Origin of the sequence: Streptomyces sp. NPDC096205 (assembly GCF_044763135.1) — a bacterium.
In the GTDB taxonomy this organism is placed as follows: Bacteria; Actinomycetota; Actinomycetes; order Streptomycetales; family Streptomycetaceae; genus Streptomyces.
The window spans coordinates 542,157-553,889 of the sequence record NZ_JBIWFS010000002.1 but is presented as its reverse complement, the minus strand read 5'-3'; the positions used below and the strand labels follow the sequence as shown (position 1 = coordinate 553,889).

Annotated in this window: 8 protein-coding genes; 3 read left to right on the top strand and 5 right to left on the bottom strand. The window is 71.6% G+C overall.

Annotated features, from left to right (window positions below; genetic code table 11):
• Positions 1–43 precede the first annotated feature (43 nt).
• Positions 44–5,443: a pullulanase-type alpha-1,6-glucosidase gene (gene pulA / locus ACIQ6Y_RS08915; RefSeq protein ID WP_404034665.1), complete on the top strand. Its 5,400-nt coding sequence runs from the start codon at positions 44–46 to the stop codon at positions 5,441–5,443.
• A 50-nt stretch (positions 5,444–5,493) separates the two neighbouring features.
• Entirely contained in the window at positions 5,494–5,847 is a 354-nt protein-coding gene (locus ACIQ6Y_RS08910) for a 5-carboxymethyl-2-hydroxymuconate Delta-isomerase (protein ID WP_404034663.1), read from the top strand.
• A 13-nt stretch (positions 5,848–5,860) separates the two neighbouring features.
• Here the strand turns inward: ACIQ6Y_RS08910 and ACIQ6Y_RS08905 are convergent, their stop codons facing one another.
• From ACIQ6Y_RS08905 to ACIQ6Y_RS08885, 5 genes are all read right to left on the bottom strand, one after another.
• On the bottom strand, positions 5,861–6,550 hold the full coding sequence (locus ACIQ6Y_RS08905) for a TetR/AcrR family transcriptional regulator (RefSeq protein WP_404034661.1): 690 nt from the start codon (positions 6,548–6,550) through the stop codon (positions 5,861–5,863).
• 69 nt (positions 6,551–6,619) lie between these two features.
• Positions 6,620–7,660 (bottom strand): PDR/VanB family oxidoreductase, encoded by a 1,041-nt coding sequence (locus ACIQ6Y_RS08900; RefSeq protein ID WP_404034659.1) that lies wholly within the window; start codon positions 7,658–7,660, stop codon positions 6,620–6,622.
• Entirely contained in the window at positions 7,660–8,538 is an 879-nt protein-coding gene (locus tag ACIQ6Y_RS08895) for a metal-dependent hydrolase (protein WP_404034657.1), read from the bottom strand. The genes ACIQ6Y_RS08900 and ACIQ6Y_RS08895 overlap by 1 nt, the downstream gene beginning before the upstream one ends.
• Positions 8,539–8,680: 142 nt before the next feature.
• On the bottom strand, positions 8,681–10,615 hold the full coding sequence (locus ACIQ6Y_RS08890; protein WP_404034655.1) for a hypothetical protein: 1,935 nt from the start codon (positions 10,613–10,615) through the stop codon (positions 8,681–8,683).
• 80 nt (positions 10,616–10,695) lie between these two features.
• Positions 10,696–11,196, bottom strand: coding sequence for a tetratricopeptide repeat protein (locus tag ACIQ6Y_RS08885; RefSeq protein WP_404034653.1), 501 nt, complete (start codon positions 11,194–11,196; stop codon positions 10,696–10,698).
• A gap of 113 nt (positions 11,197–11,309) precedes the next feature.
• On the opposite strand from ACIQ6Y_RS08885, the gene ACIQ6Y_RS08880 reads away from it, so the two are divergent.
• Entirely contained in the window at positions 11,310–11,693 is a 384-nt protein-coding gene (locus ACIQ6Y_RS08880; RefSeq protein ID WP_404034651.1) for a hypothetical protein, read from the top strand.
• Positions 11,694–11,733: the final 40 nt, after the last annotated feature.

Here is an 11,733-nt window from a genome sequence, read left to right as displayed (position 1 = left end):
GGGGTCGGACCCAATGAGCCGTAATCGCAAGGAGTTCACGTCCGTGATATCCAGATGGCCGGCGCCGGGCAGGCGCCGCACCGTGCAGGGCAGACGGGTCGCGGCCGTCACCGTCGCCGCGCTCGCCGCGGCCCTGGTCCAGCCGCTCGCCGCCCACGCCGACACCCCGCCGCCTCCGCCCTCGGACGCGGCACTGGCCAAGGCGGCCGCCCGGCACGACCTGACCCGCGAGCAGTTCTACTTCGTCCTGCCGGACCGTTTCGCCAACGGCGACACGGCCAATGACAAGGGCGGCCTCACCGGCACCCGCCTCACCACCGGCTACGACCCCACGGACAAGGGCTTCTACCAGGGCGGCGACCTCAAGGGCCTGACCGGGAAGCTCGACTACATCAAGGGCCTGGGCACCACCGCCATCTGGATGGCGCCCATCTTCAAGAACCAGCCCGTGCAGGGGACCGGCGCCAACGCCTCGGCCGGCTATCACGGCTACTGGATCACCGACTTCACCCAGGTCGACCCGCACTTCGGCACCAACCAGGACCTCGAGAACCTCATCGACAAGGCGCACGCCAAGGGGATGAAGGTCTTCTTCGACGTCATCACCAACCACACCGCCGACGTCGTCGACTACGACGAGAAGTCCTACGGCTACCTCTCCAAGGGCGCCTTCCCGTACCTGACCAAGGACGGGCAGCCCTTCGACGACGCCGACTACGCCGCCGGGGGCACCCGGTTCCCGCGCGTCGACCGGGACTCCTTCCCGTACACCCCGAAGGTCACCAGGAACAACAAGGTCCCGTCCTGGCTGAACGACCCGCGGATGTACCACAACCGCGGCGACTCCACCTTCGCCGGCGAGAGCTCCACCTACGGCGACTTCTCCGGCCTGGACGACCTGTGGACCGAGCGTCCCGAGGTCGTGAAGGGCATGGAGCGCATCTACCAGCGCTGGGTGCGCGACTTCGGCATCGACGGCTTCCGCATCGACACGGTCAAGCACGTCAACCTCGAGTTCTGGACCCAGTGGGCCACCGCCCTCGACGCCTACGCCGCCGACCACGGCCGCGACGACTTCTTCATGTTCGGCGAGGTCTACTCCGCCGACACATCGGTCACGTCGCCGTACGTCACCCAGGGCCGGCTCGACGCCACGCTCGACTTCCCCTTCCAGGAGGCGGCCCGCCAGTACGCCTCCCAGGGCGGCAGCGCCAAGAAGCTCGCCTCGGTCTTCGGCGACGACTACAAGTACACGACCGACAAGGCCAACGCCTACGAGCAGGTCAGCTTCCTCGGCAACCACGACATGGGCCGCATCGGCACGTTCCTCAAGCAGGACAACCCGAACGCCTCCGACGCCGAGCTGCTGAAGAAGGACCGGCTCGCCAACGAGCTGATGTTCCTCAGCCGCGGCAACCCGGTGATCTACTACGGCGACGAGCAGGGCTTCACCGGCGCAGGCGGCGACAAGGACGCCCGCCAGCCGATGTTCGCCTCCCGCACCGCCGACTACCTCGACGACGACCAGCTCGGCACCGACCGCACCCACGCGAGCGCCGCCTTCGACACGAGTGCACCGCTCTACCGGCAGATCAGTGCTCTCGCGAAGCTCCGCAAGGCCAACCCGGCCCTCGCCGACGGCGTCCAGACCGAGCGCCACGCCACCGACGGACCCGGCGTCTACGCCTTCTCCCGCACGGACGCGAAGACCGGCGTCGAGTACGTCGTCGCCTTCAACAACGCCGCCGAGGTCAAGTCGGCGACCTTCGCGACCGGCTCGGCGGACATGCGGTTCGACGGCATCTACGGTGCCACCGGGGCGCTGACCTCGGACGGCGACCGCAAGCTCACCGTCACCGTCCCCGCCGGCTCCGCCGTCGTCTACAAGGCCACCGGCGGGCTCGCCGCGCCCGCCACCGGGCCCACCCTCGCCCTGACCGCCCCCGCCGCCGGAGCCACCGGCACCGTCGAGCTCACCGCCGACGTCCAGGGCGGACAGCTGAACCGGGTCGTCTTCGCCGCGCAGGTCGGCTCCGGCAAGTGGCGCGTCCTCGGCTCCGCCGACCACGCCCCGTACAAGGTCACGCAGACCCTCGGCAAGGACGTGGCCCCCGGCACCGCCCTGCGCTACAAGGCCGTGGTGATCGACACCAAGGGCCGTACGGCGTCCGCCACCGCCGCGTCCACCACCGGCACCCCGCCCGCCGAGGAGACCCCCACCGCGTCCTCGCGGGACTACGCCGTCGTCCACTACAAGCGCACGGACGGCGACTACGCCGACTGGGGCCTGTACGCCTGGGGCGACCTCGCCGACGGCGAGGCCACCGACTGGCCGGACAGCCACCCCTTCACCGGCCGGGACGCCTACGGCGCCTTCGCCTACGTCAAGCTCAAGCCGGGCGCCTCGAACGTCGGCTACCTGGTCATCGACAAGCAGGGCAACAAGGACGTCTCCACCGACCGCTCGATCGACGTCACCAAGACCGGCGAGATCTGGATCGAGCAGGGCAAGGAGACCGTCCTCACCGAACGGCCGTTCGGCGTCTACCCGGCCCCCGACAAGACCAAGGCGGTCCTGCACTACCACCGCGCCGACGGCGCCTACGACGGCTGGGGCCTGCACACCTGGACCGGTGCCGCGAACCCCACCGAGTGGTCGAACCCGCTGAAGCCGGTGAAGACTGATGCCTATGGCGCGGTCTTCGAGGTGCCCCTCGCCGAGGGTGCCACCAGCCTCAGCTACATCCTCCACAAGGGCGACGAGAAGGACCTGCCCACCGACCAGTCCCTGGACCTCGCCGCGAACGGCTACGAGGTGTGGATGGTGAGCGGCCAGGAGAAGTACCTGCTCCCGCAGCCCAAGGGCTCCGCGGCCGCCCTCGACCTGACCACCGCCAAGGCGGTCTGGATCGACCGGAACACCGTCGCCTGGAACGGCTCCGAGGCCGCCGCCTCCACCCAGCTCCAGTACTCCCTCACCGGCTCCATCGAGGTGAAGGACGGGGCGCTGACCGGCACCGACGAGCGCTGGCTGCGGCTGGCGAGGACCGACCTCACCGAGGCGCAGAAGGCGAAGTTCCCGCACCTGAAGGACTACACCGCCTACTCCGTCGACCCCCGCGACCGCGACCGGGTCCGCCAGGCCCTGCGCGGCCAGCTCGTCGCCTCCCAGCACGCCGCCAACGGCGCCGTGCTCACCGCGACCGGCGTGCAGATCGCGGGCGCCCTCGACGACCTGTACCCGGCGACCGACGCCGACCTCGGCCCGGTCTTCCGCGACGGCCGGCCCACCCTGTCGGTGTGGGCGCCGACCGCGCAGAGCGTCGCCCTGGAGATCCAGGACGCCACCGTCGCCATGCGGCGCGACTCCGCCACCGGCGTCTGGTCGGTGACCGGCCCGAGCTCGTGGAAGAACAAGCCGTACCGGTACGTCGTGAAGGTCTGGGCGCCCAGCGTCCGCAAGGTCGTCACCAACAAGGTCACCGACCCCTACTCGGTCGCCCTCACCGCGGACTCCGAGCGCAGCCTGGTCGTCGACCTCGCCGACAGCGCGCTCAAGCCCGCCGGCTGGACGACGTACACCAAGCCGAAGGCCGTGCCGCTGAAGGACGCGCAGATCCAGGAGCTGCACATCCGGGACTTCTCGGTCGAGGACCGCACGGCCCACGACCCGGGCACGTACCTGGCCTTCACCGACAAGCTCAGCGACGGCTCGAAGCACCTGCGCGAGCTGGCCGAGGCCGGCACCTCGTACGTGCATCTGCTGCCCGCGTTCGACATCGCCACGATCCCCGAGAAGAAGACCGACCAGCAGACCCCCGACTGCGACCTGGCCTCCTTCGCCGCCGACTCCGACCAGCAGCAGCAGTGCGTGGCGAAGGCCGCCGCCAAGGACGCCTACAACTGGGGCTACGACCCGTACCACTACACGGTCCCCGAGGGCTCCTACGCCACCGACCCGGACGGCACCGCCCGTAACGTCGAGTTCCGCAAGATGGTCAAGGCGCTCAACGAGGACGGCCTCAGGGTCGTCATGGACGTCGTCTACAACCACACGGCGGCCAGTGGCCAGGCGAACACCTCCGTCCTCGACCGGATCGTGCCCGGCTACTACCAGCGCCTGCTGGCGGACGGCTCGGTCGCGAACAGCACCTGCTGCGCCAACACCGCCACCGAGAACGCCATGATGGGCAAGCTCGTCGTGGACTCCATCGTCACCTGGGCCAAGGAGTACAAGGTCGACGGCTTCCGCTTCGACCTGATGGGCCACCACCCGAAGGCCAACATCGTGGCGGTCAGGAAGGCCCTCGACGAGCTCACCCTCGCCAAGGACGGCGTCGACGGAAAGAAGATCATCCTGTACGGCGAGGGCTGGAACTTCGGCGAGGTCGCCGACGACGCCCGATTCGTGCAGGCCACGCAGAAGAACATGGCCGGCACCGGCATCGCCACCTTCTCCGACCGGGCCCGTGACGCGGTGCGCGGCGGCGGCCCCTTCGACGCCGACCCGGGTGTCCAGGGCTTCGCCTCCGGCCTGTACACCGACCCCAACCCGGCCGCCGACAACGGCACCGAGGCCCAGCAGAAGGCCCGTCTCCTGCACTACCAGGACCTGATCAAGGTCGGCCTGTCCGGCAACCTCGCCGGCTACCGCTTCACCGACACCGGCGGCAAGGAGGTCAAGGGCTCCGAGGTCGACTACAACGGCGCCCCCGCCGGTTACGCCGCGGCCCCCGGCGACGCCCTCGCCTACGCCGACGCGCACGACAACGAGTCGCTGTTCGACGCCCTCGCGTTCAAGCTCCCCGCCACGGTGAGCGCGGACGACCGGGCCCGCATGCAGGTCCTCGCGATGGCGACCGCCACCCTCTCGCAGGGCCCGGCGCTCTCCCAGGCCGGCACCGACCTGCTGCGCTCGAAGTCGCTGGACCGCAACTCCTTCGACAGCGGCGACTGGTTCAACGCCATCCACTGGAACTGCGCCGACGGCAACGGCTTCGGCCGCGGTCTGCCCCCGGCGGCCGACAACGCCGCCAAGTGGCCCTTCGCCAAGCCGCTGCTGGCCAAGCTGAAGGTCGGCTGCGAGCAGATCCAGGGCGCCTCGGCGGCCTACCAGGACCTGCTGAAGATCCGTACGACAGAGCAGGCGTTCTCCCTCGGCACGGCCGAGCAGGTGCAGGCGCAGCTCTCCTTCCCGCTGTCCGGGACCGGGGAGACGCCCGGCGTGATCACCATGAGCCTCGGTGACCTGGTCGTCGTCTTCAACGCCACCCCGCAGGAACAGCGGCAGCAGGTGAGCGCGCTGGCCGGCACCGGCTACGGGCTGCACCCGGTGCAGGCGTCGGGGGCCGACCCCGTCGTGAAGAACGCGGCCTACGCGCAGGAGTCGGGCACCTTCACGGTCCCGGCCCGCACGGTGGCCGTTTTCACCCGCACCGGCTGACCCGGGGCTGCGGTTAGGGTGCTCCTGTCCGCCGTAGAACAGGAGCACCCATGCCGCAGATCACCGTCGAGCGTTCCGGGTATCTGGACGCCGTCGACTGGGAGGAGTTCGCGGTCGCGCTGCACCCGCTGGTCGTCGACATCGCAGGTGCCAAGCCGGAGGCCTGCAAGACGCGGGTCCTGCGCACCGAGGAAGAGGCCGTCGGCGCCGAGCGCGAGGGCCACGCCATCGTGAACGTGTCGATCGCGCTGCTGGCCGGACGCAGCGAGGAGACCAAGGCACGTCTCACCGAGGCGGTCGTGGAGCTGCTGCGCAAGCATGTCGAGCCGCAGGACGGCCTCAAGCTGCATCTGTCCGCCGAGGTCCGCGACCTCGACCCGTCCTACGCCAAGGCCGAGGTCTGAGACCCGCGACCCGCTACGAGGCGAGCGCGATGAGCCGGCTGACGAGGTCCGTGAACGGCCCGTCGGCCGGCTCGTCGGCGAGGACACGGCGCAGCAGCGCGCTCATCTCCTCGTCGTAGGCGGCGCTCACGGCGGCGAGCGCGGCGAAGTCGTGCACCAGCTGCGCCTGGAGCTCCTCGCGCGGGATGCGCCGCCCGTCCAGCCAGATCAGCGCGGTCGACTCGGCCAGCGAGATCCACGAGCGCACCACCAGCTCCAGGCGGGCCGGCGGGTCGGTGACGCCGAGGTGGGCCAGGATCTGCTCGTAGGCGGCCTGGCGCACGGCGTCGATGAGGGCGTTGGTGGTCGAGGAGCCGACGGCCGGGCCGCCGCGCATCAGCGCGGAGAAACCGGGGCCGTGCTCGTCGACGAAGTCGAAGAACCGGGCCATCACCCGCAGCAGCCGCGCCCCGAGCGGCCCGTCGTGCGGCTCGGCGAACCGGCCCGCCAGATCGTCCGAGGCACGCTTCAAGGCGGCCTCGTACAGGCTGAGTTTGCCGGGGAAGTAGTGGTAGACCAGCGGGCGTGAGATGCCGGCGGCCGACGCTATCTCGTCGATGGAGACCTCGTCGGGAGAGCGACGGCTGAACAGGTCGAGGGCGACCCCGATCAGCTGCTGCCGTCGCTCCTCGACCCCCATCCTGCGGCGAACCCCGGTAGACATACGAACACCTTACCGATCGGATCCGGCCTCGAACGGTCCGGACCGGCCGCGATGTTCACCAGGTGCCCGTCACATGTCCAGCACCAGACGCTCACCTCGGGCCCGGGAGACACAGATCAGCATCGAGTCGTCCCGCTCGCCGTCGGTCAGCAGCTCGTCCCGGTGCTCCACCTCGCCCTCCAGCACCCGCTGCTGGCAGGTCCCGCAGAAGCCCTGCTCGCAGGAGTAGAGGGTGTCCGGCAGCTCCTCGCGTATCGCGGCCAGCACGCTGGTGCCGGCCGGGACGGTCACCGTACGCCCGCTGCGGGCCAGTTCGACCTCGAACTCCCGGTCGCCGTCGCTGGAGGTGCGCGGCGCGAACCGCTCCAGGTGCACGTCCGGCGCCCGCTCCGCCACGGCCGCCATCAGCCCCTCGGGTCCGCAGCAGTAGACGGTGGCGTCGGCGGGCGCGTCCGCGAAGAAGCCGTCCAGGTCGGGCAGCCCCGTCTCGTCCTCGGCCGCGACGACGACCCGCGCCCCGCCGAGCTTGAGCACATCCTCCAGGAACGGCATCGACGCCCGGCTCCGTCCGCAGTACAGCAGCCGCCACTCGATGCCCTCCGGCAGCGCCCGCAGCATCGGCAGGACCGGGGTGATCCCGATACCACCAGCGACGAACACGTACGACTCCGCCGGCACGAGCGGGAACCGGTTGCGCGGCCCGCGCACCTCCAGCTCGACGCCCTCCTGCACCTGCTCGTGCACCTCGCGCGAACCACCGCGCCCGTCCGGCACCAGCCGGGTGGCGACCGTGTAGGAGGAGCTGTCCTCGGGGTCGCCGCACAGCGAGTACTGCCGTACGAGACCGGACGGCAGGACCAGGTCCAGGTGCGCGCCCGGCTCCCAGCGCGGCAGGTCGTGCCCTTCCAGCCGGAGCCGTACGACCCCGTCGGCGATCTCCTCGTGCGCGGTCACCAGCAGCCTGAGCGCCCGGGAGCGCGGCCGCCCGGAGACCGGCTCCTCCAGCGCGGGCATCGGCCACAGCGGCGAGGCCTGGATCCGGCGGCGCATGGCCCGCCGCACGAGATAGGCGGCCCCCGCGACAGCCACGTACGTCAACGGCCTGGGCATCACGCGGCCCCCTTCTCAGCGGCGAGCGCGGCCGGTGAACTGGCGAGATACGCCACGGCCTGTGCGGTGGACCCCTCCTGCGAGGGGTGGTACGTCCGGCTGAGATAGGTCGGGATCGACCTCAGCATGTCGCCGGTCGAGGGCAGGGTGCCGCGTCGCCCGCGCAGATAGAAGTCCTTGAAGGACGCCTTGCCGTCCAGCAGGGTCGGGTCGTTCTCCATGAAGAACCGCGCCCCGCGCTGCCACAGGAACACCAGCGTCGCGAACGCCGTCGCCCAGGTCCGCGCCCGCCGCCGGTAGCTGCCGTCGACATGCATGAACAGGTCGAACGCCACCGACCGGTGCTCGACCTCCTCCGCCCCGTGCCAGCGCAGCAGGTCCAGCATGGTCGGGTCCGCACCGCGCCGGTCCAGCTCCTCGGCGTTGAGCACCCAGTCGCCCAGGAACGCCGTGTAGTGCTCGATGGCGGCGATCAGCGCGACCCGCTCCATCAGCCACCATCTGCGCGCCCGCCCCGGCGGCAGCGTCCGGTCGCCCAGCAGCTTCTCGAACATCCAGTCCACCTGCGCGGTGTACGGCGTCGGATCGAGCCCCAGCTCACGCAGGTGCGGCAGCACCTCGTCATGGGCCTGGGAGTGCATCGCCTCCTGCCCGATGAACCCGATCACGTCCTGCCGCAACTGCTCGTCGCGGATGTACGGCAGCACCTGCCGGTAGACGTGCACGAACCAGCGCTCGCCGGCCGGCAGCAGCAGATGCAGCACATTGATGGTGTGCGTCGTGAAGGGATCGCCCGGCACCCAGTGCAGCGGCGTGTCCTCCCAGGCGAAGGACACCTTCCGCGCCTTGAGCGCCACCCGCTCGTGCTTGTTAGACATGGCGTCAATGTACTGACGGGTAAGCGAGGGGGGAAGACCCCGAACTTTTGGAATCTGCCTGGGGGGCGGGTACCTCAGGGGCGCGGGGAACTGCGCGATCAACCACAGACAACCCGCACACGGCAACGAAACAGCAAGCCCCTCATCGGAGCCCGCTGATCACCCGCCCATCCTCCAAGTCACCCTTCAACTCGGCTTGAGCCCCCTGCTCAGCCTCCACAGCCAGCAAGTTGCCCTGCCCGGACCCCGTGACCCCACCCTGCGCCTCGACGGAAGCCACGTCCCCGCTGCCGGCGGCGAGCAGATACCACCCACCGCCCTCCGCCTTCCACAACACCCCGGCCAGCACATGAGGATCACGCGGCCCACACGCAGCCACGTTCTCGGCCTTGGCCACCACGGCCCCATAGGCACCCCCGGGCGTACGGAACTGCGCCAGCACCCGAGGCCCCCCACCCCGCCACGTCTCCGCCCGCGTGCACACCCACTCCGCCGTCCCACCGGCCTCCGGCAGCACCTGCGAGGCGTACCTCCAGGAGTTCACCGTCCGCACCCCCTGCCCCCGCATGTCCGCCAGCCCGCACGCGTACGGCGCCCAGCCGCGCAGCGCCCCCGCGCCGGTGACATCGCGCTCCGAGCCGGGCCGGCCGGTGGTCAGCCGGGCCGGCACCAGCTCACCGAGGTCGCTGGCAAGAACGGTGCCGTCCCGCCCGGACAGCTCCAGCGCGTTCCAGGAGGCGCACGCGCCGGTGCGGGTGGCCGGGCTGGCCAGCGGCGAGGTGATCCCGTCGGTCAGGGTCAGCTCCATCGCCCCCGAGCCCGGCTTCAGCAGGTCCCGCTCGGCGGCCTTCGTGACCCAGGGGGCGGTCAGGTACCGCACATTGCCGTCGGCCCGGTCCAGCACGACCGCGCTCGCCTCCGGGCCACTCGCACCGTCGGCCCGCGCGAAGTCCATCGCCGCCCCGGCCGTGCCGTCCTTCGGCTCGGCGTACCGGGCGATGCGAAGACCGTCGTAGAGGATCACCACACGCGCGTTGTCGACGTTGCCCGCCCACAGCAACTGCGCCGGACCGGGCGGGCCGCCCGACGGGGTGCCGGGGGTCACCGAGACGTGGACGCGCTCGCCGGGGCGGGCCCATACGGCCAGGGCCCGGCGCAGCAGGGCCGTGTCGTCGGTGAGGTCGCCGCGGGCCGGCCACACCGAGAAGTCGGTGCGGGCGGAGCTCTGCCAGGCGGCGGGCGCCACCTTGACCAGCTTGGCGGGGTCCAGTGCCGCCTCGGCCGAGGGGTTCTGCGCGTACGGCGGGGCGGCGGCCCCCTCCCGGCCCCAGCCGTCACCGGGCAGCCCGAGCAGCGCCCCGCACACCGCGAGGGCCGCGACGGCGGCGAGCGCGGCCTTGCCGTGCTGGCGGCGCCGCATCAGGTCGGTCGGCCGGGCCTGGAGCGAGCAGGCGTCGAACTCGGGGGACTCCAGCAGCGCGTACTGCGCGGGCACCCCGTCGGCCTCGGCCAGCGCCGCCTGGGGGTCACCGGCCCCGGCCGCCGCGAGCAGCCTGCGTACGTCGCCGTCCGCCAGCCCCTCCAGGCCGCGCAGCACATACGCGGCGCGGGCCTCGGCGGACAGCGCGGACAGCCGCTGGTCCAGGGCGAGTTCGTCGGCGCCGCCCGAGCGCGGGAACAGCTTCAGGCCCCACACCTGCGGCAGCAGCACCGGCAGTTGGGCGCGCCGGGGCCAGGCCCGGAAGGTCAGCGGCAGTCCCGCCTCCAGGGCCGAGCGCAGCACCCGCTGCCGTACGAAGGCGTAGCCCGGGTCACCGGCCCGCGCGCCGGTGCCGCCCGGCTGGGCCTGGGCGGGGATGGCGGGGGCCGCCGTACGCCCGCGCGGCAGAGCGCGCTGGGTGAGGGCGTGCGCGGTCAGCACCCGGCGGCTCCGGCCGAGGCCCGGCGGCAGGACCAGATAGGCCAGCCGGACCAGCCGCGGATAGTGCTCGACGAGCGCGGCCTCGGCCTGCTCGACGTCGACCACCGGGTCGGTGGGGGAGGGGGCGGGGCGCGGAGCGACATCCTGTGACTGCACGTTCAGCAGAACGAGCGAACGGTGCGTTGGTCACCGCCCCCCGGGCGACTCAGTCCTGCGGATCGACCGCCCCCGGTGACTCAGTCCCGCGGATCGACCAGCGCCCGCGCGTAGTTGGCCATCGACCGCTGGTAGCGCGGCAGATGCGGGGCCAGCGCGCCCAGCACGAGCGACAGGCCCTCCCGGTCGCGGCCCAGACTCGACAGGCAGAGGGCCAGTGTCGCCCGTACGGCGTCGTCCAACTCGTCCGAGGGGCCGTCCAGTTCGGGCGTCAGCAGCTCGACGCCCTCCTCCGGCCGGCCGACGTTGCGCAGCGAGCTGGAGAGCTGGATCTTCGCCCGTCGCCCCTTGTAGCCGTCGAGCCCGCGTGCCAGCGCCTCCCGGTACAGGGGCACCGCCTTGTCGGAGTGGCCCGTCGAGTCCCAGGCGCAGGCCTGCTCGAAGGGCCCGTCCGGGTGTCCCTCGGGCAGTTCGGCGACGAGCGCGTCGATCACCGCCCGGAACGCGGCGGCCTCCTCCTCGGCGTAGTCGTCGAAGGTCGCCCAGGCGGCGGTCACACGGTCTTCCCAGTCCTTGTCCACGGGCTCAGCCTCGCACGCATGTGCCTGCCGGGGCACCCGGTTTGAGCGGGGCGGGCGTGACAGCCGTATCGAACTCAGGCACCCTGCTCGCCCGCCGTCCGCCCGGAGGAACCATGAGGCTGTCCCGACCGATGATCACCCTCGCGCTGCTGGCCCTGACGGCCTGCGGCTCCCCGGACGGGGAGGCATCCGTGCCCCCGACCGCCACCGGCAGCCTGGAGCACCTGGCCGCCGAGGCGGACTGCGCGCCGGACCTGCAGACCGACGCCGACGAGATCCGCCAGGCCATCTGCGAGACCGGCGACGGGAAGTTCGTCCTCGCCACCTTCGCCACCGACCGCGGCCAGCGCGAGTGGATCGACTCCGCCAAGGACTACGGCGGCCACTACCTCGTCGGCCGCAAGTGGGTCGCCGTCGGTGACATGGACGTCGTCACCGCGCTGCGCGGCACGCTGGGCGGCACGATGGAGGAGGGCAGGGCGCACGGCCACCACTGAGTGCACACGCGAGAAGCGGGCGGCGGGAACTCCTGGTTCC

Coding starts and splice junctions, on each gene's coding strand:
- ACIQ6Y_RS08905 (WP_404034661.1), bottom strand. CDS start 6,550: ATGTCTACCGGGGTTCGCCGCAGGATGGGGGTCGAGGAGCGACGGCAG.
- ACIQ6Y_RS08880 (WP_404034651.1), top strand. CDS start 11,310: ATGAGGCTGTCCCGACCGATGATCACCCTCGCGCTGCTGGCCCTGACG.
- ACIQ6Y_RS08910 (WP_404034663.1), top strand. CDS start 5,494: ATGCCGCAGATCACCGTCGAGCGTTCCGGGTATCTGGACGCCGTCGAC.
- ACIQ6Y_RS08900 (WP_404034659.1), bottom strand. CDS start 7,660: ATGCCCAGGCCGTTGACGTACGTGGCTGTCGCGGGGGCCGCCTATCTC.
- ACIQ6Y_RS08895 (WP_404034657.1), bottom strand. CDS start 8,538: ATGTCTAACAAGCACGAGCGGGTGGCGCTCAAGGCGCGGAAGGTGTCC.